The 21,435-nt window shown below is 34.3% G+C and carries 23 protein-coding genes; 5 read left to right on the top strand and 18 right to left on the bottom strand.

Features of this window, described 5'->3' with window-relative positions; all coding sequences use genetic code 11:
- Positions 1 to 54 precede the first annotated feature (54 nt).
- Genes ABXQ82_RS10825 through ABXQ82_RS10805 form a run of 5 tightly spaced genes read right to left on the bottom strand, consistent with a single transcriptional unit; the run spans position 55 to position 3,138 of the window.
- Complete coding sequence (locus ABXQ82_RS10825; protein ID WP_367059081.1) at positions 55 to 384, bottom strand: 2TM domain-containing protein; 330 nt, start codon at positions 382 to 384, stop codon at positions 55 to 57.
- An 11-nt stretch (positions 385 to 395) separates the two neighbouring features.
- Positions 396 to 698: a 2TM domain-containing protein gene (locus ABXQ82_RS10820; RefSeq protein ID WP_367059079.1), complete on the bottom strand. Its 303-nt coding sequence runs from the start codon at positions 696 to 698 to the stop codon at positions 396 to 398.
- 13 nt (positions 699 to 711) lie between these two features.
- Positions 712 to 2,052: a histidine kinase gene (locus tag ABXQ82_RS10815; RefSeq protein WP_367059077.1), complete on the bottom strand. Its 1,341-nt coding sequence runs from the start codon at positions 2,050 to 2,052 to the stop codon at positions 712 to 714.
- A 24-nt stretch (positions 2,053 to 2,076) separates the two neighbouring features.
- Positions 2,077 to 2,700, bottom strand: a complete 624-nt coding sequence (locus ABXQ82_RS10810; protein WP_367059075.1) for a hypothetical protein — start codon at positions 2,698 to 2,700, stop codon at positions 2,077 to 2,079.
- A gap of 12 nt (positions 2,701 to 2,712) precedes the next feature.
- On the bottom strand, positions 2,713 to 3,138 hold the full coding sequence (locus tag ABXQ82_RS10805) for a DUF2141 domain-containing protein (RefSeq protein WP_367059072.1): 426 nt from the start codon (positions 3,136 to 3,138) through the stop codon (positions 2,713 to 2,715).
- A gap of 167 nt (positions 3,139 to 3,305) precedes the next feature.
- Here ABXQ82_RS10805 and ABXQ82_RS10800 point away from each other — a divergent pair, with 167 nt between their 5' ends.
- The gene (locus ABXQ82_RS10800) at positions 3,306 to 3,899 is read left to right on the top strand and encodes a phosphatase PAP2 family protein (RefSeq protein ID WP_367059069.1); all 594 of its coding nucleotides are present in this window, start codon (positions 3,306 to 3,308) and stop codon (positions 3,897 to 3,899) included.
- Positions 3,900 to 4,112: 213 nt separating this feature from the next.
- Here ABXQ82_RS10800 and ABXQ82_RS10795 read toward each other — a convergent pair whose 3' ends face one another.
- A complete protein-coding gene (locus ABXQ82_RS10795) occupies positions 4,113 to 4,850 on the bottom strand; it encodes an energy transducer TonB (RefSeq protein ID WP_367059066.1) in 738 nt (245 codons plus the stop codon).
- 282 nt (positions 4,851 to 5,132) lie between these two features.
- Between ABXQ82_RS10795 and ABXQ82_RS10790 the strand changes: the two genes are divergently transcribed.
- Together ABXQ82_RS10790 and ABXQ82_RS10785 are read left to right on the top strand one after the other, a co-directional pair.
- A complete protein-coding gene (locus ABXQ82_RS10790) occupies positions 5,133 to 5,900 on the top strand; it encodes an NYN domain-containing protein (protein ID WP_367059063.1) in 768 nt (255 codons plus the stop codon).
- A gap of 233 nt (positions 5,901 to 6,133) precedes the next feature.
- Complete coding sequence (locus ABXQ82_RS10785; RefSeq protein WP_367059060.1) at positions 6,134 to 8,011, top strand: N-6 DNA methylase; 1,878 nt, start codon at positions 6,134 to 6,136, stop codon at positions 8,009 to 8,011.
- Here ABXQ82_RS10785 and ABXQ82_RS10780 read toward each other — a convergent pair.
- From ABXQ82_RS10780 to ABXQ82_RS10755, 6 genes are all read right to left on the bottom strand, one after another.
- Positions 7,975 to 8,811 carry a hypothetical protein gene (locus ABXQ82_RS10780; protein WP_367059057.1) on the bottom strand — a complete coding sequence of 279 codons (837 nt, stop codon included), beginning with the start codon at positions 8,809 to 8,811 and terminating at the stop codon, positions 7,975 to 7,977. The genes ABXQ82_RS10785 and ABXQ82_RS10780 overlap by 37 nt on opposite strands.
- Entirely contained in the window at positions 8,804 to 9,022 is a 219-nt protein-coding gene (locus tag ABXQ82_RS10775; RefSeq protein WP_367059054.1) for a helix-turn-helix transcriptional regulator, read from the bottom strand. Before ABXQ82_RS10775 ends, ABXQ82_RS10780 begins: the two co-directional genes overlap by 8 nt.
- A 167-nt stretch (positions 9,023 to 9,189) precedes the next feature.
- Entirely contained in the window at positions 9,190 to 9,882 is a 693-nt protein-coding gene (locus ABXQ82_RS10770) for a peptidoglycan DD-metalloendopeptidase family protein (protein WP_367059051.1), read from the bottom strand.
- 33 nt (positions 9,883 to 9,915) lie between these two features.
- Complete coding sequence (locus ABXQ82_RS10765) at positions 9,916 to 11,472, bottom strand: hypothetical protein (protein WP_367059048.1); 1,557 nt, start codon at positions 11,470 to 11,472, stop codon at positions 9,916 to 9,918.
- Between the two features lie 32 nt (positions 11,473 to 11,504).
- Positions 11,505 to 12,083: a hypothetical protein gene (locus ABXQ82_RS10760; protein ID WP_367059045.1), complete on the bottom strand. Its 579-nt coding sequence runs from the start codon at positions 12,081 to 12,083 to the stop codon at positions 11,505 to 11,507.
- On the bottom strand, positions 12,067 to 12,618 hold the full coding sequence (locus ABXQ82_RS10755) for an RNA polymerase sigma factor (protein ID WP_367059042.1): 552 nt from the start codon (positions 12,616 to 12,618) through the stop codon (positions 12,067 to 12,069). Before ABXQ82_RS10755 ends, ABXQ82_RS10760 begins: the two co-directional genes overlap by 17 nt.
- Before the next feature lie 464 nt (positions 12,619 to 13,082).
- Here ABXQ82_RS10755 and ABXQ82_RS10750 point away from each other — a divergent pair, with 464 nt between their 5' ends.
- Entirely contained in the window at positions 13,083 to 13,637 is a 555-nt protein-coding gene (locus ABXQ82_RS10750) for a DUF2911 domain-containing protein (protein ID WP_367059039.1), read from the top strand.
- Positions 13,638 to 13,692: 55 nt separating this feature from the next.
- On the top strand, positions 13,693 to 14,769 hold the full coding sequence (gene meaB / locus ABXQ82_RS10745; protein ID WP_367059036.1) for a methylmalonyl Co-A mutase-associated GTPase MeaB: 1,077 nt from the start codon (positions 13,693 to 13,695) through the stop codon (positions 14,767 to 14,769).
- A gap of 347 nt (positions 14,770 to 15,116) precedes the next feature.
- Here the strand turns inward: meaB and ABXQ82_RS10740 are convergent, their stop codons facing one another.
- From ABXQ82_RS10740 to mnmA, 6 genes are all read right to left on the bottom strand, one after another.
- Positions 15,117 to 15,689 (bottom strand): phosphatase PAP2 family protein, encoded by a 573-nt coding sequence (locus ABXQ82_RS10740; RefSeq protein ID WP_367059033.1) that lies wholly within the window; start codon positions 15,687 to 15,689, stop codon positions 15,117 to 15,119.
- A gap of 3 nt (positions 15,690 to 15,692) precedes the next feature.
- Positions 15,693 to 15,920, bottom strand: a complete 228-nt coding sequence (locus ABXQ82_RS10735) for a hypothetical protein (RefSeq protein WP_367059030.1) — start codon at positions 15,918 to 15,920, stop codon at positions 15,693 to 15,695.
- Between the two features lie 3 nt (positions 15,921 to 15,923).
- Positions 15,924 to 17,306 (bottom strand): MATE family efflux transporter, encoded by a 1,383-nt coding sequence (locus ABXQ82_RS10730; protein ID WP_367059027.1) that lies wholly within the window; start codon positions 17,304 to 17,306, stop codon positions 15,924 to 15,926.
- A 258-nt stretch (positions 17,307 to 17,564) separates the two neighbouring features.
- On the bottom strand, positions 17,565 to 18,512 hold the full coding sequence (locus tag ABXQ82_RS10725) for a nitronate monooxygenase (RefSeq protein WP_367059024.1): 948 nt from the start codon (positions 18,510 to 18,512) through the stop codon (positions 17,565 to 17,567).
- On the bottom strand, positions 18,512 to 20,143 hold the full coding sequence (locus ABXQ82_RS10720) for a S8 family serine peptidase (RefSeq protein WP_367059021.1): 1,632 nt from the start codon (positions 20,141 to 20,143) through the stop codon (positions 18,512 to 18,514). The genes ABXQ82_RS10725 and ABXQ82_RS10720 overlap by 1 nt, the downstream gene beginning before the upstream one ends.
- A gap of 22 nt (positions 20,144 to 20,165) precedes the next feature.
- Positions 20,166 to 21,353, bottom strand: coding sequence for a tRNA 2-thiouridine(34) synthase MnmA (gene mnmA / locus ABXQ82_RS10715; RefSeq protein ID WP_367059018.1), 1,188 nt, complete (start codon positions 21,351 to 21,353; stop codon positions 20,166 to 20,168).
- Positions 21,354 to 21,435 lie beyond the last annotated feature (82 nt).

The raw sequence follows: 21,435 nt of genomic DNA, 5'->3' as shown, positions 1-21,435 counted from the left end.
ACCTACCTACCTACCTACCTACCTACCTACCGGCAGGCGGGCGCCCAAATTACTTTATTTCCATTGTTTTTTATCGTTATCCATGTATTGTTTAATTTTTTTGTCTTCCCAAGATTTACTGAAAAGGAGATTTTTGCCAAACACACATAGTGCGTGAAACCCTAAACCTATACCCCAGAAGAGGGCGGTTGAATAGGTTCCGAAATGCCATAGACTACCCCCATTAGCCACAATCATAGACACAATAAAAATATTGACCGCGATATACCAGAAAGCATGCCAGTAAAAGCCTTTAAGCTCTTTTACACGTTTTTTTGCACGTACATAGGCTTGCTCCTTTTGATAGTCTTTATTTTGGTATGGTTCTAATTTATAATCTTCCATTGTTTTAATTTTTAGTCCCAGTTGTTTTGCTCTTTTCGCATTAATTCTTCAATTTTGCGCTCTTCCCACTCGCGCCCAAATGTACCTTTATGCACAAAAACTACAAAGGCATGGATTACTACCGCTATGCCCCAACCTATAACTGAAAACCAAAACCATTTATAATCCCAATAGGTTTTATAGTTGATAAAAATTGTGAACGGCGTGAATAGGCAATATGCAAATAGGTGTTGGTAAAAGCCTTTTATTGCCTCGATACGTTTACGGGCTCTTATCGCTTTTTTGTCGGTTTCAAAATCTGGTATTTTTTCCATGGTCCTTTAATTTTTAGTCCCAATTTTTATCTTCGTTACGCATAAATTCTTCCATTTTACGCTTTTCCCAATTTCTGCCAAATGCACCATCGTTTACAAAAACCTTAAAGGCTTGAATAGTTATACCAATACCCCAACCGAACATCGGAAACCAAAACCATTGAAAACCCCAAGATGTTTTGTAGTTGATGAATATTAAAAAAGGAATGACTAGGCAATACGATATTAGACTGTAATAAAAGCCTTTAAGTTCATCTACATGATTTAATGCTCGCATGTAGCTGTCGTCTAATTTTGATGTTGATTGTTCTGTTCTCATGACTGATATTTGTTTGGTAAGCATTGGTATTGCTACTGCAAAACGTTTTGCCTCTTTTTTGATGTCTATTTTCCTGTTAGTTAACAAGTTGTAGCGTTGCATAATATTACTTAAACCTACACCACTACTCTTTTTTACGATTTGTTTAGGTTGTAAATTGTTTTCTACTACCAGATATCCGCCGTCTTCATAAATTGTAATGTGCAAGGGTTTTGTTGATGTTACCATATTGTGCTTTACGGCGTTTTCCAACAGGAGCTGTAATGATAATGGCACTACTTTACTATCGGGTTTTATGGCTTGCTCTGGCATTGTAAAAACAATGCTGTCTTCAAATCTCATTTTCAACAGAGACATGTATGTTTTTGCGAATTGTAATTCTTCATCTACGGTTACCAATTCCTTATTTTTTTGCTCTAACACATAGCGATATACTTTTGAAAGCGATGTTGTAAATTTTTGAGCTTGCTCTGGATTTTCCTCGATTAAACTAGTCAATACATTTAAACTATTGAACAGAAAATGCGGATCGAGTTGATTTTTTAAAGCATCGAACTTAGCACTTGCCGTTCCTGCAATTACTTTTTGTTCTTTAATTCGGTTTTGTTGAAACTTATTATAAAAATAAATAACATGAAATATGGCAACAATGGTTAAGGTAATCCACAATCCGAATTTGTAATGTTCTAATTTTTCATAGGCTAAAAATTCTTCAAAAGTATTTCCATAGTAAAACACATTGGTAGTAGCTCTAAGAATAAACAAGCCTATTAACGTGATTACAGTAGAACCAATTACGCCAACAATAATTCGTTTTAGAGGTTTATTTCTGTTCCAAGTTAAACGCTCCATGTAACCAAAAAAATACATGTTTGTAAAACCAAGAACAAAAGCATACAGTTGATAGAAGATAAAATCGGTTAAAAACTCACTACTGTCTTTATAATCGAATCCGCCAGAAACAAAGTTTCCAATAACATACACTACGCATCCAATAATAAAGGCAACTAGGGCATTTTTAACCAACTTAGACATAAGGTATCTTTTACTATTCTTAATTTATTTCTCACAAGATTTTAATAATTGTGCTGCGCGTTCTTTTCCCCAATTGGGATGAAATGGTGTTTCTGGTTTAAAATTAGCAAAAAGTTCTAAAGCACGCTCTAAATCTTTACAAAATGGTGCAGTATCTTGTCCAAAATATTGCGCACTGCCAATATTCCACTCCGCTTTTGATGCCACTACTCTCGGATTTTTTGGAGCAAGTACTTCGGCCTTAGCATATAGTTCTACAACTTTTGGCGATAATGTCATGCCATATGCAGCCCCGTCTGAAGCTATCCAAGCCGTATGCAACAATGCCTGCATGACCATAATCTCTGGATTATTTTTTGAAATGGCAGTAGCGTCATTTAACAAATCTTGTCCTTTTTTTAATTGCGCCGATAACTTGTCCTTATCTTTTTCGCCAAAACTTGTTACAATATTTATTTGTGCTGCCCAATACGGCGGTAACCAATTATCAGGTTCAGCAGAGGCTATACGTTCAAACATATTTGCGGCTTCGGTTGGTTTGTTGTTGCCCCATAATTCAAATGCTTTTTGCATGCCTTTTTCATAATTGGTTTGAGCAGTTGTTACTACAGAAACTAAAAGTGTTGTGATGATGATAAGATGTTTCATTGTTGTTGATTTTTAAAGTTTGATGTTTTGTGTTACTGATTTGTTATTGATCGTGAATTTTGCATCATCCCATTTTGGAGGTCCCATAAAACCTTTGGCGTTATTTGAACATCCGTAATCTTCTTTTGGGATTCCAAAAACCATAGTGTCCATTTTATTATTGTCGTTTTCGTCATGAAACATTGAAACAGCATAAATGCCATTAGGCACATTTTTAAAAATAACTTCACAATTGTTGTTCTCTATTTTAGCAACCATAGCTTTAAATCCTTTACCTAAAAAGCTTTCTTCTGAATTGTAAAGTGCCACGAATACTTTTCCATCGTTACTTTTTAAATTTGAAATGTTTACAATAACCTCATTTTCCGAATTGTCCTGAGCAATAGCATAGGATGTACTTAAAACGAAAAGGCAGATAATTTTGATAAGATGTTGCATAACTTTTATGTTTTGATGACACTACAAATATCATCTAGAAGTCCAACTTTTTAAAAGTATAATGACCGAACTGTAAAATATGTATTCTGAATTGTATATTTAGAGCCAAAGCGCAATAAATCAGTAATTTTCACAGTTAAAACAACAACCATTAAACCAGAAAAACTTTGAATTACAAACCCATTTATACCATTATATCTTGTTTTGTAATAGTTCTTTATTCCTCTAAAGGTATTGCTCAAATTAACGAGCCTGATGATAAGATGCATGAAAAATGGGAGTTTGTTTTAGAAGATACGGGCGATATTTTACAACTTGCTCTACCCATAGGTGCAGGATTGACGACTATTATTAAAAAAGATTGGGAAGGCACGAAACAATTTGCGCTCTCATATGGTTCTAGTTTTATTGTTACACACACATTAAAAAGAATTGTAAAAAAAGAACGCCCCGAAGGAAGAAATTTATTTGATGCTTTCCCTTCTGGGCATACAACTTCGGCATTCTCGGGTGCCTCTTTTATACAACGACGCTATGGTTGGAAATATGGTAAGTACGCTTACATCCTAGCTGCAATTGTTGGCGTAAGTAGAATGGAAGGACCTAACGGTTGGCATGATATATGGGATGTTTTAGCTGGCGCGACGGTTGGTATTGGAACCACATACATTTTTACCAAACCTCATAAAAACAGAAATTTAGATATCGGATTTTCATCTGGAAACAATACCTACGTTATAGGTTTGAAATATACATTTTAATAGTACTATTAAAATAATTGAAATTGTTGTCACATTGAACGCAGGCGAAATGCTATTAAAAACCATATTTCAAATATCTTCGACTTACTTCGTAAGCTACCTTCGCCAAAATATATCTTGAGCTCGTTAATGCCCAGACTGACATTTCAACTAATTTTCAAACCTCCAAATATGACAATTGACACCAACCCAAATACAATTTTCATGTTTTTATTATTGATCTGCCATTTTAAAATTAATAGGCACACTAAACGGAACACTTACCGGTCTTCCACGTTGTTTTCCCGGTATCATCCTAGGCAATAAACTTATAATTCTATGTGCTTCTTCTTCAAGGATCTTATCTGGCCCACGAGTTCTTATTTTTGTAATTTGCCCATCGGGAGCAATTACAAATATGACAAACACACGCCCACTAATTCCCATTTCTAAAGCTAACTCTGGATAATTAAAGTGTTTAGCAACATGTTCATTCATCATTTGTTGAAAACAAGCGCGTCGTTCAGATTTTTTAACGTTTTCGCAACCTGGAAAAAGTGGCACATCTTCAATAATTGCAAACGGCACTTCAACTACCTCCTCTATTTCACCTACTTGAACATCTTCAACCCTAATTACTTCTTGATTTGTAGAAATTAAATCTTCTTGACTACTCTCTGTACTTTCAAAAATAGTTTCCTCAACATCTTCCGTATCCTCTACTATTTGTACAGATTCTTGCATTACTACGGGTGGTGGCGGAGGTGGTGGTACGTTTGTACTTATTACTAACGGAATCTCCTCTTCAACCACTTTTTCCATCACCACTATTTCCTGAACAATTTCTTCCTTTTCGTATGTTTTATACTCTATGGCTTGCCATGAAATAAATAGCATAACGTTGAGTCCTATTGCGAAATAAAGGCTGCTATTTCTGCCAACCTCCTTTTCTGGGTTCTTTTTAGGTATCATGATTATCAGTTTATTTGTTTTGTAATCGCTTTAAAAACAGTAGTTGTTACTTTGCCGTTTTTTTACCTTCATTTTGATATATTAAAATTACTTAAAACACTAAAAAATAATTATGATTTTTATCATATTTATAAAAATAAACACCCAAAACTATCAATATCAAAAAAAAATAAAGTTTTTATCGCTATATTTTACCATATCAATATTTTTGAACAAAATCGCTCTAAGTTTGGTTCTAGTTTAACTATCCCCTAACTTAGGTGCTTATTTTAAACACTTATTATGAATTTGAACTTTGCTGTTTTAATTGATGGAGATAACATTCCTTCGGCTTATGTAAAAGAAATGATGGAAGAGATTGCCAAATACGGAAACCCTACCATAAAACGGATCTATGGCGATTGGACAAAACCACACCTCAACAAATGGAAAAATGTGCTTTTAGAAAATGCCATTACGCCCATACAGCAATATGGCTATACCGTTGGAAAGAATGCCACAGATTCGGCAATGATTATAGATGCGATGGATATACTGTATTCTGGAAAAGTTGACGGGTTTTGCATTGTGTCCAGTGATAGTGATTTTACACGTTTAGCCACACGATTACGGGAAGCCCGAATGCAAGTAATTGGTATTGGCGAAAAGAAAACACCAAACCCATTTATTGTAGCCTGCGATAAGTTTATTTATATTGAAATCCTTCGAACTAGAACCGACGAAAAGGATGAAAATGAAACCGAAGATAAAGTAAGAACCAAACCTTCTGTTGACAAAATAACTGCAAAGGAAATTAGTTTGATTCAATCCTCAATTTCTGATTTATCCGATGAAGATGGTTGGGCATTTTTAGGGGATGTTGGCAGCTTGATACAAAAGAAAAGCCCAAATTTTGATTCCAGAAATTATGGCTTTCCGAAGTTAACACCATTGTTGAAATCTACTGACAGGTTTGAAATAGAACAGCGTGATGCGCCCAACAACCCAAGATATAAGCATATTTATATTAAGAATAAGGAGAAAAAGCGTTCTAGGGGAAGGAAGAAGTAGTTTGGGGTTCATACTATTCAAATCTAATGTTGGAAATAAAACATTGAAATATTTTCAAGCAATCAAAATTGCCTGTCTTACCGAAAAGTCAACCGCAAAAAAATATTTGTTTTTTTTGTCAAAGTGAAAACAAGATTGAAAAACTTCAAAGAGTTAAGATTTTCTTTAAGTTACGATTTGGGTAGTTCAAATAAAAAGCCTAAATTTGTTACTTATAGTCAACATTAATCCCAATGAATAAGAGTGCAATAAATGAACTGTTGAATTCTCACGAGATAAACCTCATTGAGAAACACCTCATTTATTCTTTTCTTCAAAACAATAAACTGAAACCAAATCAAAGTCCAATAATTTCAGAAATGTTAGCTGATTTTAAAACTGAGCCGGGAATTTATTTACTTGTTTCAAGTCTTAATATTAAAGACTTAAAACTTTTAGAAAATTATCTTGAACTTTTAATTCCTACCAATGACAGAAAAGTAAATGGTGCGTTCTTTACCCCTACTTATGTAGTAGATTTTATAATCAAAGAAGTTTCTCCAAAAAACAAAGACAAATGTTTAGACCCAAGTTGTGGCTGTGGGGCATTTTTAATAGGCTTGGTCGAATATTACCAAAAGACTTTTAATAAAAATGTAAAGAAAACCATTAAAGAGAATATTTATGGTTCTGACATATTAAATTATAACGTAAAACGCTCGAAAATAATTTTATCGCTTTTTGGTCTTCTGAACAATGAAATAATAGAAGAATCCGATTTTAATATTTATCATCAAGATAGTTTAAAAGCTAAATGGGAAAATGATTTTGAAATAATCGTTGGAAACCCTCCTTATGTTAAGTTTCAAGATTTAAGTGACGACAATAGACTGTATTTAATTAACAATTGGAAAAGCGTTGAAAATGGAACATTCAATTTGTATTTTACCTTCTTTGAATTAGGTCATAAATTATTGACAAAAAATGGGAAATTAGGATACATTACACCCAACAATTATTTTACTTCGTTAGCAGGTTTATCACTTCGGCAATATTTTCTACAAAATAAATGTGTAACAAGAATTGTAGATTTTAGACATAAAAAAGTTTTTGATGCTCAAACATATACAGCAATTACTTTTGCCAATAAAAAGACTAATGAATCCATTTTATTCGATAAAATTAAAGATGAGCAAACTTGTTCAGACTTTCTAATTTCAGCAAACGGTTCACCTAATTATTTGGAAAATTTAGATGTCAGTAAATGGCGGTTATTAAAAACCAAAGAACAAGAGAACATTAAAATAATTGAAAATATTGGAACACCAATAAAGCAGTTATTCAACATTGCTGTGGGAATTGCTACCTTAAAAGATGAAGTCTTTTTTATAGATTCTGCAAACGAAGAAAATGGATATTTAAGAAAAACCACAGAAAACGGAACATTCTTAATTGAAAAAGAAATTACACGTCCTGTTTATAAAATATCTCAATTTAAAAGCCAAAAAGATATTGAAAACAACACTTTAAGAATTATTGCGCCATATCACACAAATTCCAAAACCGCAGTTCCAATTCCGGAAGAAGAATTTATTACTAAATATCCTAAATGCTATGAGTTTTTGCTTTCGGAGAAAGAAAAATTAGAAGGTCGTGGAAAAGGTAAAAAAGTATTTTTTCCTTTTTATGTTTGGGGCAGAACACAAGGAATTACAAGATTCGGTAAAAAAATATTAAATCCAACATTTAGTAAACATCCAAGATTTCTATTTGTTCCAGAGGAAGATGCCTATTACACAAATGGTTACGGTATTTATTTTGACCGAGATCATTCAAACGAAACTACATTATTTGAGAATTCAACTCACGAAATGTCAAAAGAAGAAAACATTTTAGTCGTACAAAAAATTTTGAACTCTATTGTAATGGATTATTATGTTAGTAATACAAGTGTTTCTATTCAAGGAGGTTTCCCTTGTTATCAGAAGAACTTCATCGAAAAGTTTACTATTCCAAACTTTACGAAAGAAGAAATACAAATATTAAATGGTCTTGATGACAAAATGGAAATTGATGAATTTTTAACTGATAAATATCAGCTTAATATTCCTGTTCCAAATCTCCTATCATAAGATTTTAATAAATCTTCAATGAAATTGGTATAAGTCATATTGTTTAGGCTGCAACCCGTATCTTCATACAAAAACCCATCAGCAATTAATTCATCAACAGAACTATAAATTTTTATCGGTGAACAGCTAAAATCTACAATTAATAGCGCAACTCTTTCATACTTAAAAAAATCATCACCTTGATTAACTCTTCCATTTAAGGCTGAAAATCCAAAAATATATTCTTGCAAAGCATTTTTTGAAGAATTGGATACAGGCTTATAAGACACTAAATTCTCTTTTACAGCTTTAGAGTCCAACTCTCTAGCCGATAGAAGATAGACTTCACCAAGCACCATCTTTGGCAATCTTCTATGTAGATTAAGAGGCTCAGCATAAGTCCTTTCAAACATAGTGTCCTTGTTTTTGGACAAACTGCTTAATTGACTTCTTAGGTTTATTGATAAAATATGCTCAGAAAATAACTCACCGTATTTATCCTTTTTTCCGGAGTGCAAACCGTTATAGTCTATTATTTCAGGAATTGGCTTAAAACTATCATTTGGAAAAACACAAACATCTTGATATTTATATTTTAAAAATCCAGCCAACCTAATTTCTGGCTTTGATGTTCCTAGTTTTGGTTTTATTAAATCTTCCTTAATACCATTGAAAATTAAATCAGATTTAACAACTTCGTGTAACACATTTATTGTTTTACTCGAATTTATTACCGAACGTTTACCTGCTTCTCCTCTCTCAGTAATTGAATTTTCGATCAGGGACTTTATATATTCTAAACCATCAATAAGTTCAATCATAAATTTTGTTGTTAAAAAATTCCTTTAACGAAACCCCAAGTGCAACAGCAATTTTCTCAATATTTACTATTGAAATATTCCTTCTACCATTTTCAACGCTTGCTATGTAGCTTCGGTCTAAATCTGAAGCATAAGCCAAATCCCTTTGAGACATCTGCTTGACATCTCTTAATTCTTTAATACGATTTCCTATTTTAGACTTAATTTCCACAACTGCAAATGTGAGGAAATGTTGACTATAAATCAAAGACTATAAGTAACATTTAGAATAAATTCAACACTACAACCATCATACAATCCAAAAATTGTAAAAGAGTATATCTTAAGAACGCTATCAGCAGAACGATAAAAAAATCAAGAATACAAAACCATTCCCTCCTAACTCCTCAAACCAAGAACACCCCCAGGATCAACACAATTCCCCAAATAAAACTCCAAATCCTGTCCATTACAAACCCCGGGATAATCTCCAAAATAACCCTGTACATCTTTTATAATCTGAAAATGCAAATGCGGAGGATAATCACCATTTATACTCGCAGTTCCCAAAGTTGCAATTTTGTCTCCTTGTTTAAATTGCTGCCCTACTTTTAAGTTTTCAATAGAATTCAAACTCAAATGTCCATAAAGTGTATAAAATTCAACACCTGAAATAATATGTCTTAAAATTATAGTTGGTCCATAATCCCCATAATTGGTATTGTTTTTAAAGCTATGCACTTCACCATCAAGAGGCGTATAAATCATAGTTTCAGCAGCACACCATAAATCCAAACCCAAATGAATATTACGGTTTTTTGATGTTTCAGAATTAAAATGAGTACTTCGGTTATACATAGTGCGTACTTCATTATAACCACCATAAGCAACAACGGCGTTATGTTTTTTTAAATAAGCATTAATGTACTTTGAAAATTCAGATGAAGAAGAAATATTTGTTTTTTGAAGCTCTGGATTGCTTTCGGATAAATTTAAAGGAACATATTTCGATTTAGGAATAGTGGCATCTAAAACGTGAAGTGGTTTGGAGCAGATGCTTTTAAGAAAGTTCAAAAATTCGCTTGAGGTCATTATTGTTGAATCATTTCCCCAAAGCTAAGAAATCTACTCTAGAGTTACTTTGCTATATTTTGCATTCACAATAACCGTTTTGTTACTTTCAGTATTGCTCATAGTCATTGAAGAAATGTTTTTACCATCGGTATTATTAGGATGGCTCAAACTTGAATTTTTTCCTTTATACTTTAGATTATAATTCACTTTTGGCATTACAATTATCGCATTATTATTTTGAAAAATAAAGTTTAAGTTGGTAAAACTATCATCTACTTTCAATATTTTAATATCACCAATATTACCATCAACAATGGCGCTACTAATCACATTATTAATTTTCACGTTTGAAGAGTTCGAATTTAAAACCACATGTTTTACGGTATTCAATTTTGCATCCCTCACATGGTTCAGATTTAATTCCCCCAAATTCCAATGAGACACATAAACGGGTGCATAGGCAGCACTAATGGAAGTCCTGCTCCCATTAATGCCTTCTGCTTTAAATGTTGTATAGGATAAATCTGCCTGAACGTCTTCAAGAAGCGATGCAAATTCCAATTCCCCATGTCTTACATTCACCTTTATTTTTGCCTTTTTTGGCATTTTGATAATAATGGTCTTTTTTAAATGTGTGTGCTTGTTTTTACCAGATGACTTTTTTGAAAAAAGACTTTTTGCTTTAATATGCTTTGCACGCTTTTCAGCTAATTTAGCACGTTCTTCAGCCAACTTCTCCATTGCCTCTGCCCGCTTTTTATGGATCTCTGCGCGTTTTTCATTTTCATGCATCTCCGCCCGCTTTTCGTGTTGTTCTTCCATTCGCTCTGCGTGCTTTTCCATGTGTTCTGCGCGTCGTTCCATTTGGGCTGCAAATCGCTCACCCCAAGCTTCCATTTTTTTTCCATATGCCTCGCCCCATTCTTCTCCAAATTTCTCGCCCCATTTTTCCATATCCTTACCAAACTTCTCTCCCCACTCTTTTCCGAATTTCTCGCCCCAGGCTTCCATCTTTTTTGCATAATCTTTTCCGTAAGTGGACTCAAATTCTTCAGACCATTTTTCCAAATACTTTTCGCCATCTTTTTTGTAGGCTTTATAATCGAAAGCCACAGATTTAATACCCTTTGGCAATTCTGGAAGTTCTGGTAATTCTGGCATTTCAGGCATTTCTGGAAGTTCTGGTAATTCAGGGATATCAACATCAATTTCCATAATCATTTCAGGCAAATCGGCCAATTCATACTTAAGCTCTTTAAGCAATTTTTTTACCTCTTCGCCATAATGGTCGTGATGGTCGGCAACCCACAAACTAGGCGTATGATTGCCAGCCGTTTTAATCATAACCAAATCTTTAGAGCCATCAATCTCAAGTTTCCAATTTTTCATGGCTTGTTCTAATTCCTCCCTTGTCAATGCATCACTTTCAATATAAGCTTCTATTTGTACTTCGCCCTTATTCCAAGTATCAAAAACGATGTTACAATGGCTTGTGTTTAAATCGATGGTTACATCCTTATCCACTTTAATGGTTTGAGAGACTTTGGTCAATTTCTCTTGTGCTCCAAGCAATGCCACGGCAAAAAAAGCTAGTGCAAGTAATTTCATTTTTATAATTTTTGCGTTCATTTTTTGATTTTTTAAGATGTTTGCAATGTTTCTTCAATTACATCATCAGAAACATTTAACGTTTTTAATTGCTCTTTTAAACGATACAATAAGTTTAAGCGCATTTTTAAATTATCGATTAATGCATTTACTGTCAACTCTGATGGACCACCCTTGGTAAGCTCTAAAGACAGGTGCTTGTACTCTTTATTAAGTTCGTCCAATTGTTCTAAATACCCATCGAAAAGATCTTTGGTTTCTGCCGTAGGCTTCATTTTAGACAACTCTAAATTAATACTCGCCAAATAATAATCCTCCACTTTTTTCAATCCTGGAGACACATCGCCTAGAGTTTTATTAGTACCAGGCAAATTATCAGCAACTACATTAGTCCCTCCTGTTTCAGGCTGAAAATAAGAATACGCTCCAAAACCCAAACCTATCAACAGCACTATACTTGCAGCAATATTAAACCAACTAAATTTCCACGGTTTTTTTGTTTCTGGCATCGCATTTTCCAATTTTTCAAGAAAGCGAGTTTCATGGTTTTTAGGCATGTCCTCATGTTGCAACGCCTCATTTTTCAATAAATCCCTAATATCCTGTGCCATTGTGTTCTTGTTTTAACAGTTCTTGTAATTTCACTTTTCCTCTCGATAATTGTGTGCGTGACGCCACTTCTGAAATCTCCAAAATCTCAGAAATCTCTTGGTGATCGTACCCCTCAATTAAATAGAGCATGACTACATATTGATATTTTTCTGGCAGTCGATTAATTGCCTTCTTAACATCGTTTACCGTAATCGCATCATCTACCAACCATTTGTCGTTATTTTCAGTATCGACCACTTTTAGGTGCACCTCTTCCAATGCTACTAACTGTTGTTTTTTTGATTTCAGAAAGTCGATACTCTTATTAACCACAATGCGTTTTAACCAGGCCCCAAAAGTAACTTCTGCTTTATATTGATGTAGTTTTGTAAAAGCCTTAATGAAAGCCTCCTGCACCACATCCTCAGCATCATTAGCATCCTTTAAAAATCTTTTCGCCACAATATACATCCCGTTGCAGTACTGGTTGTATAACTGCATTTGTGCCTTGCGATTGTTTTGTTTACATTGTTCTATAATGTCAACTTTAAACATGCTTGTGTTACTTTTGGTTTTAAACCAAATAGAGTTTAAAATAATCGATTATTCTAAATAGTATTCGGCATTCGTTAGTTCGTTTAAAAGACGATTAAAAAAACGAAGTGTTGCAAAAAAATCTATATTTTTTAAAATTATAATTATTTGGGCGTTACCCACAAGGGGTCAGGCTATCCGTTACAAGTCCTCGCACCTCCTACGTCGGGCTGTGGGCTTTCCTCTACTATCCTTAACGCGGGCTAGTCCGCCATAGTCCGTTTCAGTCTCAATTTTATTGGCTATAGACCTATAGTCTTTTTTTGTCTTAGGTCTTACGTCTTTTTTTTCTCTAACGTCTTTTTTTCCGTCTCCTGTCCTATTCATTAGTAACCCTCCACACAACAAAGCTAAATAAATTCGCGTTACTATTTCATTAGTTTCAAGACATCAAGTATCTTTATACCTTAAAAAATCTCTCTTTCATGAACACGTTTTTAAAACGCATTATATTTATTTTATTTCTGGCAGCAACCGTTGTATTTGTCTATTCTTATTTAAATGACGGCTTACAAAAACGAAAAAGCCCGAAAAAAAATGTAGCCTTTAAAGTAGATGATTTAAAGCTGAATGTATTTTACAATCGTCCCTCAAAAAGAGGACGCGAAGTCTTTGGTGCACTAGTGCCATATAATGAAGTATGGCGAACCGGCGCCAACGAAGCCACAACCTTTGAAACCAATAAGCCTCTTAAAATAGGAAAAGATTCTCTGCAAGCTGGAAAATATACACTTTGGACAATTCCGAATGATACCGCTTGGACTGTGATTTTTAATAAAAAACAATACCCTTGGGGTGTAGATCATAAAACCCTTGAACCACTTCGCGAACCTGCTTTTGATGCGGTTAAGTATATTGCGCCAGTAGAAAATCTAAATACCTTCGTAGAACAATTTACTATTGCATTCGATAATTCCACAGATAATTTGTTTATGACCATGGCTTGGGATGATGTGCGTATAAAAGTGCCTTTGAAATAGTTTTTATTTTTGAAAAAATTAAAACAGTATCTTAGAGCTACATTCTTTTACCGTTGTGACCAATAAAAAAAAGACAGCTTTAAAAAAAACGGAAGGTGTTTCTGATGCAGAAATTATCAATACCTCTTCAATTCCTAATTTTAAATCCAGACGAAACACAAAACTAAATACAGAACAACTCGTAAAAGGTATTTTAAATAAAAATATTAGTGATTTAAGTCAAGCCATAACACTTGTTGAAAGCATAAACCCAAAACATTCCAAACAAGCCAATACCATTTTAAAGCAATGTTTGCCATATGCCAACAAGTCTATTCGCATTGGTATTACTGGAGTTCCGGGAGTTGGAAAAAGTACGTTTATAGAAGCTTTTGGGAAGTACTTAACAAGTCAAGGAAAGCGTGTTGCTGTATTAGCCATAGACCCAAGTAGCACACTTACAAAAGGCAGTATTCTAGGCGATAAAACCCGAATGGCTTCTTTGGTAAAAGATGAGAAGGCTTATATCCGTCCGTCTGCCTCTGGAAGCACTCTTGGTGGCGTTGCCCGTAAAACTAGAGAGAGTATCATTCTATGTGAAGCCGCTGGTTTTGATGTGATTATCATAGAAACCGTTGGCGTTGGTCAAAGTGAAACCGCGGTACATAGCATGGTAGATTTCTTTTTATTGTTGAAGTTGGCAGGTGCGGGCGACGAATTACAGGGTATAAAACGTGGGATTATTGAAATGGCAGATGCCATTGCCATCAATAAAGCAGATGGAGAGAATCAAAAAGCAGCAAAATTAGCAAAAGTTGAATTTAATAGAGCATTGCATTTGTATCCTAAAAAACCATCTGGTTGGAATCCTAAAGTCACGTTATGTAGTGCCTTAAAAAATGAAGGTATTGCGGATATTTGGAAATTGATTTCAGAATATCTAGAATTAACCACATCAAATAATTACTTCACTATAAAACGAAATGAACAGAATAAGTTTTGGCTCATTCAAACTATTGAAGACCGTTTAAAATCTAATTTTTTTAATCGTTCTGAAATTAAAGAAGCATTAGAAAAACAATTGAAGTTGGTTGAAAATAATGAGACTACGCCTTTTGTGGCTGCGGAGTTTATTTTGAAGTTAAAGGCTTAAATTACCTCTAAATTAATCTCTCGCAAAGCCGCAAAGGCGCAAAGGGTTTTAAGCTGAAAAAACATCAAATTTTGGATATAATTAGAGAAAACAAATTATAAGTTCCATTCTAATTTTATGACCCACCCCTTAGTCCCCTCCCCAGGGGGAAAGGTTCGGGCGGAAGTTTTGAAAGTTGATTTTCAATAGTTAAATATTCTAAGTTTTTCTTCGGAAAGTATAATTACATCCCTTAAACCATTCCCCTACTTGGAGGGGTTAGGGGTGGGTTTTTAGAGGTACATTTACTTTTCAATACACTACAAAATCAAAAAATCAAATTGTTATAAATACTTCCAATAGACAAACTACTGAATTTTCACAAAACGCTTGATTGAGTACATCGCCAGTTTATAAAATAGAAACCCAGACATTGCACCGAAAGTCATTCCGCAGATAATATCTAAAGGATAATGCACACCGACATAAATACGACTGTAAGCAACGGCAACACTCCAAAACAGAAGCACAAAAATAAAATTCTTGTAACTAGCTCGTAACGCTAATCCAGCAAAAACTGCGGTGGACATTGAGTTTGAAGAATGTCCAGAGAAAAAACCATACTTCCCGCAATACGCTGCAACCATGCGCATACGGTCAATTAAATCTGCTTCCCCACAAGGTCTCGGTCTTTCAAATGTGCGTTTAAATACATTGGTAATTTGGTCTGTAAATGTGATCATTAGAGCAACAACTACCATAAAAATCAATAACGATTTCAGTCCGTATTGTTTGTACAATAAAAACAATAACAGCGCATAAAGCGGAATAGAACTGAATTTATAGGTTACCACTAACCAAAAGTTATCCCAAGTTGAAGAACCTAAACCATTTAAAAACAAAAACAGCTCTTTATCGTATTGTAGAATTTGGTCCATCATAAATTAATCGTCGTATTTAGCAATTTCACTATCATAAAAATCAGTTGCTGATTTTATGGCATTTTCGGTTTCGTTTTCCAATTCCTTTTGATCTTCGGCATCAAAATCCTCAAACCATTCAACCTCATCATTTTCAAGATTTATTATAAATCTGGGGAATTCAGTATGAATTACGAATATGGCATTTGGATATTCTGTGTTATCGCCGAGTATAAATTTTGGTAAGCTCATTATTTAAGATTTAGTTGATGACAAAATTAACTTTTTAGTTAGATAGTTAAATCGAATATACAATAAAATTGAAGCAGTTGTTAATCCCGCCAAAAGCCCAATCCATATTCCTATACTTCCATAAACTTCGGCTTTTCCAAGGAACCAACAAATTGGAAAACCTATAATCCAATAGGATATAAACACTAATACCATCGGAATTTTTACATCCTGCAAACCTCTTAAAGCTCCAAGCATCACGACTTGAATACTATCACTTATTTGAAAAATGGCAGCAACCAATAATAATTTGGAGGCTATTTCCAATACCTCTCTATTATCTATAGTATTTTCAACATCATTATAATCTAAATACAATTTTGGCAATTGATTATGAAATATGAAAAACAAAATAGCAAATCCGATGGCTAAAATAATTCCGAAGAAGAAAATAGAAAATGCAATGCGTCTCAATTCAAAATAGTTTTTTAATCCCTTTTGATTACCTACACGAATCATAGCAGCAACACTTAGCCCCATAGCCACCATAAATGTCATAGAGCCCAAATTTAAAGCGATTTGATTTGCCGCTTGCGGGTTTTTCCCAAGTAAACCACTTAACCAAATGGCTGCCGTAAAAATGGCGACTTCAAAAAACATCTGCATTGCGCTTGGCACACCCAAATTAAATACCCGTTTTAGCACTAATTTATCCAAAACAAAGAATTTTATATTTGTAACGTAATTTTTAGATTTCTCTTTTCCCTTCAACAAAAACCATAAATAAATCACCATTATAATTCGAGAAGCAAGTGTGCCGTATGCAGCACCAACAATGCCCATTTCAGGCATTCCAAACTTTCCAAAAATGAGTATATAGTTTACAACAATATTCACAATATTACCAATTAATGTGGCATACATAGGATATTTAGTCATTGCCAAACCATCACTAAACTGTTTAAAACCCTGAAAAACAATCAACGGAATTAATGAAATTGCTACTAAATCTAAGTATGGAATGGCTAAAGCAACAACTTCTTCTGGTTGTTTCATCAAATACATGAGCGGTTTTGATAAAAGTACTATCAAAAACAATAATACACCTAAAACCGTGCATAAAAACAAGCCATGTTTGAAATAAGATTTTCCTTTAGCAACATGGCCTTCTGCATCTGTTTCGGCAATTAGTGGCGTTATAGCTGTTGAAAACCCAATACCCAGAGACATGGCAATAAACATAAAGCTATTTCCAAGAGATACGGCAGCCAATTCTGCAGTTCCTAATTGGCCAACCATAATATTATCTACAAAACTCACAAAAGTATGCCCTAGCATCCCTAACATTACAGGCGATGCCAGTTTCCAGTTGTATTTAAATTCTTTTGTGTAATTCTGTATTTGCATGGGGCAAAAATAAAGTTTAGCCTTTGCATTACCGAACTATATCTGACTCTTTTTGAGACTTGGATTATTAACATATGTTAATAATTAATGTTAAATATCTTGATTAAAATAAAGTGTTTTAATATATTGTATCATACTGTAATTCCAATTGAACGTAATGGCATTGAAACTATTAGCATTCTTTTTATTAGGGATTTAAAAAAAAGGCTTGGGTTTCGATATTAGAAAAGGGGAAATTTAAATTTCCCCTTTTTGTTTCTAAAATCTTAATTCATGTAAATTTAATTTGGCTTGCTCAAATTCATTTAGAAGATCTTTAACAATAACTGCAACAGGTTTTATGTCATGTATCAATCCTGATATTTGTCCAATTTCGAGTTCGCCTTCATCTAAATCGCCTTCAAACATCCCTTTTTTAGCTCTTGCTCTTCCTAAGAGTTGTTTTAAATCTTCAACAGTCGGACTTTTTTTGTACAAATCCTGAATATCATTATAGAACTTATTCTTAATCAATCTAACAGGTGCTAATTCTTTTAATGTGAGTTGCGTATCGCCTTCCTTGGCATCAACAACTACTTTTTTAAAAGCATGATGTGCTGAACTTTCTTCGCTCGCTACAAACCTGCTTCCAATTTGAACACCATCGGCACCCAAAACCATACATGCTAACATGGCATGTCCTGTTGCAATGCCACCTGCGGCAATAAGCGGTATTTTAATTTTTTCTTTTACCATCGGAATTAAAGTGAGTGTAGTAGTTTCATCTCTACCATTGTGGCCTCCAGCTTCAAAACCTTCAGCAACTATTGCATCAACACCTGCTTCCTGAGCTTTCAAAGCAAATTTCACACTACTTACAACGTGTACTACTGTGATGTCTTTTTCTTGTAACCAAGGCGTCCAAGTTTTTGGATTTCCTGCTGATGTAAACACAATTTTAACACCTTCTTCAACTATAATATCCATTATTTTTTCAATGTCTGGATACAACATGGGTACATTAACCCCAAAAGGTTTATCTGTTGCTTTTTTACATTTTTGAATATGCTCTCGTAATACCTCAGGATACATTGAACCTGCGCCAATTAAACCTAAAATTCCTGAATTACTTGATGCAGAAGCTAATCGCCAACCACTATTCCAAATCATTCCTGCCTGAACAATAGGGTATTTAATGTTGAATAATTCGGTAATTCTATTTGGCATTACTGTTTAACTATTTTGAAAATTTTTGAATGGTTATCTGAGGTAACTTTAGCGATATAAACACCTTTTAACAAAGTGGAAACATCAATTTTACTGGAAATTGATGACAGTTTATAACGCTTTATACCTTTACCTAAAACATCATATATATGTAGTTCATTAGTATTACCCTGAACAGGCAGCTTAATATATAATTCATCTTTAAAAGGATTAGGAAAGAGTCTCATATTTTTAGATTCTATTTCATTGGAATCAACAGATAATGCCACATTTAAAGCCGCTTCAAGATTAGGAATGCCATAGCCTAAAAAGAAATCCGGTGCGTTATATTGAGATGCGGACTCTCTTACCAATTGCATAATTTCAGCATTGGTCTTGTCAGGTAAAGCTTGCCATAAACAGGCAATACCACCAGCCAGAATTGGCGAACTAAAAGAAGTGCCATTTGCAGTTGCAATCTCATCATTTTCATTGATAATGTAACTCGCTTCTCCTTGTGCAACAACATCTGGTTTTTGAGTGGGTTGTGTCGCACTTCCTTTAGAGCTAAAATCTGCATAAGTACCGTCAAATTTAACAGCTCCCACACTTAACACACCAGATGCATCGGCAGGCGCTCCAACAATTTGCCATGGATCTGAGGGACTTCCAGAATTACCGGCAGAATTAACCAAAAGCATCCCTTTTTCAAAAGCTATGTTTGCGCCTTTTGTAATGTAGGCTGTATTGCCATCCATATCAGAAGGTGTATAACTGTAATTGGAATTATCATAAGTAGTATAGCCCAAAGATGTATTGATAATATCTACTCCCAGACTATCAGCACGTTCCGCAGCTTCAACCCAATAACTTTCCTCAACGGGGTTTTCACTTGTTCCATCTTCGGTAATAAATAGATAATAAGATGCATCTGGGGCAGTTCCAACAAATTCATTTTCAATATAACCTGCCATATCGCTTAAAACCCATGTACCGTGATTACTTGTTGTCCCCGTGTAAACATCTGTATCTCTATTCACAAAATCGTAACTTCCCTTAATATTTCCTGCTGTTCTTGTTCTTTGGAATGAAGACATTACGTTAACCTTAGGAAAACCGGCATCTAAAACTGCAATGGTCATTCCCGTGCCGGTATAATTTGAAGGATGCTGGTGCAAAGCGTCTCCGTTAAACATTTCAATTTGGTTTGCAGCATCTCCGTAATCGAAAGTTGTAAATGAGCCTTCCAATTTAGAAACTCGTTTTTCTTTTGAAAACTTACTAGTTGTATTCAAATTTTTATCAGCAAAATCAATAGTATTCACAAAGCTTAAGCCTCCTAGGGCTTGAATATCTGATAAATCCCCCCTTACATGAACCGCATTAAACCATTTAGATTTTGCCAATACCGTTATTCCAGTTTCTCCTTTTAGTTGCGAAATATAACTTTCATTTACAGGAACATCGCGAGCATCAATAGAAACACCATGTCTGTTCTTTCTATCAATTGCTTTTTGTGTGAGTATGGAAATAGGGTTTGCTATTGAAGTAACTACATCCTGTTTATCAGTTAAATAGACCCAAGCATCTTCTTGAGCAAATAGGATAAAACAGGAAAACAACAGGACTAATAGACATAATCCGCTTTTCATAACTTTCGGTTTTCTAGCTAAGTTACGAAATTACTCCAGAACCTATCAATTCGTCCTTGATATACCAAGCTGCAAATTGCCCTTCGGTAATTGCGGATTGAAAATTTTCAAATTCAATATACATACCGGAGGCTACTTTATGAAGAATCGCTTTCTCTAACGGTTGCCTATATCTAATTCTTGATAGAACTTCCATTGTTTGGTTTACTTCTAAAGTTAAATCTTCTCGTATCCAGTGCAATTCTTCATTCGTAATAAAAAGTGCTTTTTTAAATAATCCTGGATGATTTTTACCTTGTCCGGTGTATATAATATTATCCTCTACGTTTGTATCTATCACAAATAATGGTTCTGGTGTGCCGCCAACTGCTAAACCTTTGCGTTGCCCTTTTGTAAAATAGTGAGCGCCTTGATGTTTGCCTACCATCTTACCGCTTTCTAGTGTATAATTTATTTTTCTAGAGAGGTATTCAAGTTCTTCTTCTTTTGAACTGAAACCTGTTTTTTTATTCTGAAAAAGGTCTTCATCTTCTGAAACCTCAACAATAACTCCCTCTTTCGGTTTGAGTTGCTGTTGTAAAAAATCTGGTAATTTCACTTTACCTATAAAACATAAGCCTTGGGAATCTTTTTTATCTGCCGTCACTAAATCTAGTTTAGTGGCGATTTCCCGAACTTCCGGCTTGGTTAATTCTCCTATTGGAAATAAAGATTTAGATAATTGTTCTTGAGATAGTTGACATAAAAAATAAGACTGGTCTTTATTATCATCTTTACCAGTTAATAACTGAAAGATCTCATTTCCGTCTTTGTTAATAGAGCCTTTTCTGCAATAATGGCCAGTAGCCACATAATCTGCACCAAGTTCTAGTGCAATTTTCATAAAGACATCAAACTTTATTTCGCGATTACATAAAACATCAGGATTTGGCGTTCTCCCCATTTTATATTCATGAAACATATAATCTACAATACGTTCCTTATATGCTTCACTTAAATCTACCGTTTGAAAAGGAATTCCGAGTTTATCGGCAACCAACAACGCATCGTTGCTATCGTCTAGCCATGGACATTCATTAGAAATGGTTACAGAATCATCATGCCAGTTTTTCATAAACAAGCCTATAACCTCATAACCTTGCTCCTTTAAAAGATAAGCAGCAACGCTAGAATCTACACCTCCCGAAAGCCCAATTACAACCCTTTTCATTTTTTACTTCTGAATAATTTTAAGTGCACAAAGATACATAATTCTATGGCTTTTGTTTGACAGCAAATTCAATACTAACATG

Source organism: Algibacter sp. 2305UL17-15, from assembly GCF_040720935.1.
Lineage (GTDB): Bacteria > Bacteroidota > Bacteroidia > Flavobacteriales > Flavobacteriaceae > Jejuia.
Note: the sequence above shows the minus strand (reverse complement) of the source record. Positions and strands in the feature narration are given on the sequence as shown.

What these genes read in the sequence shown, in the direction of transcription:
- ABXQ82_RS10825 (WP_367059081.1), bottom strand. Translation starts at nt 384, where the DNA reads ATGGAAGATTATAAATTAGAACCATACCAAAATAAAGACTATCAAAAG.
- ABXQ82_RS10820 (WP_367059079.1), bottom strand. Translation starts at nt 698, where the DNA reads ATGGAAAAAATACCAGATTTTGAAACCGACAAAAAAGCGATAAGAGCC.
- ABXQ82_RS10815 (WP_367059077.1), bottom strand. Translation starts at nt 2,052, where the DNA reads ATGTCTAAGTTGGTTAAAAATGCCCTAGTTGCCTTTATTATTGGATGC.
- ABXQ82_RS10810 (WP_367059075.1), bottom strand. Translation starts at nt 2,700, where the DNA reads ATGAAACATCTTATCATCATCACAACACTTTTAGTTTCTGTAGTAACA.
- ABXQ82_RS10805 (WP_367059072.1), bottom strand. Translation starts at nt 3,138, where the DNA reads ATGCAACATCTTATCAAAATTATCTGCCTTTTCGTTTTAAGTACATCC.
- ABXQ82_RS10795 (WP_367059066.1), bottom strand. Translation starts at nt 4,850, where the DNA reads ATGATACCTAAAAAGAACCCAGAAAAGGAGGTTGGCAGAAATAGCAGC.
- ABXQ82_RS10790 (WP_367059063.1), top strand. Translation starts at nt 5,133, where the DNA reads ATGAATTTGAACTTTGCTGTTTTAATTGATGGAGATAACATTCCTTCG.
- ABXQ82_RS10785 (WP_367059060.1), top strand. Translation starts at nt 6,134, where the DNA reads ATGAATAAGAGTGCAATAAATGAACTGTTGAATTCTCACGAGATAAAC.
- ABXQ82_RS10780 (WP_367059057.1), bottom strand. Translation starts at nt 8,811, where the DNA reads ATGATTGAACTTATTGATGGTTTAGAATATATAAAGTCCCTGATCGAA.
- ABXQ82_RS10770 (WP_367059051.1), bottom strand. Translation starts at nt 9,882, where the DNA reads ATGACCTCAAGCGAATTTTTGAACTTTCTTAAAAGCATCTGCTCCAAA.
- ABXQ82_RS10765 (WP_367059048.1), bottom strand. Translation starts at nt 11,472, where the DNA reads ATGAAATTACTTGCACTAGCTTTTTTTGCCGTGGCATTGCTTGGAGCA.
- ABXQ82_RS10760 (WP_367059045.1), bottom strand. Translation starts at nt 12,083, where the DNA reads ATGGCACAGGATATTAGGGATTTATTGAAAAATGAGGCGTTGCAACAT.
- ABXQ82_RS10755 (WP_367059042.1), bottom strand. Translation starts at nt 12,618, where the DNA reads ATGTTTAAAGTTGACATTATAGAACAATGTAAACAAAACAATCGCAAG.
- ABXQ82_RS10750 (WP_367059039.1), top strand. Translation starts at nt 13,083, where the DNA reads ATGAACACGTTTTTAAAACGCATTATATTTATTTTATTTCTGGCAGCA.
- ABXQ82_RS10740 (WP_367059033.1), bottom strand. Translation starts at nt 15,689, where the DNA reads ATGATGGACCAAATTCTACAATACGATAAAGAGCTGTTTTTGTTTTTA.
- ABXQ82_RS10735 (WP_367059030.1), bottom strand. Translation starts at nt 15,920, where the DNA reads ATGAGCTTACCAAAATTTATACTCGGCGATAACACAGAATATCCAAAT.
- ABXQ82_RS10730 (WP_367059027.1), bottom strand. Translation starts at nt 17,306, where the DNA reads ATGCAAATACAGAATTACACAAAAGAATTTAAATACAACTGGAAACTG.
- ABXQ82_RS10725 (WP_367059024.1), bottom strand. Translation starts at nt 18,512, where the DNA reads ATGCCAAATAGAATTACCGAATTATTCAACATTAAATACCCTATTGTT.
- ABXQ82_RS10720 (WP_367059021.1), bottom strand. Translation starts at nt 20,143, where the DNA reads ATGAAAAGCGGATTATGTCTATTAGTCCTGTTGTTTTCCTGTTTTATC.
- mnmA (WP_367059018.1), bottom strand. Translation starts at nt 21,353, where the DNA reads ATGAAAAGGGTTGTAATTGGGCTTTCGGGAGGTGTAGATTCTAGCGTT.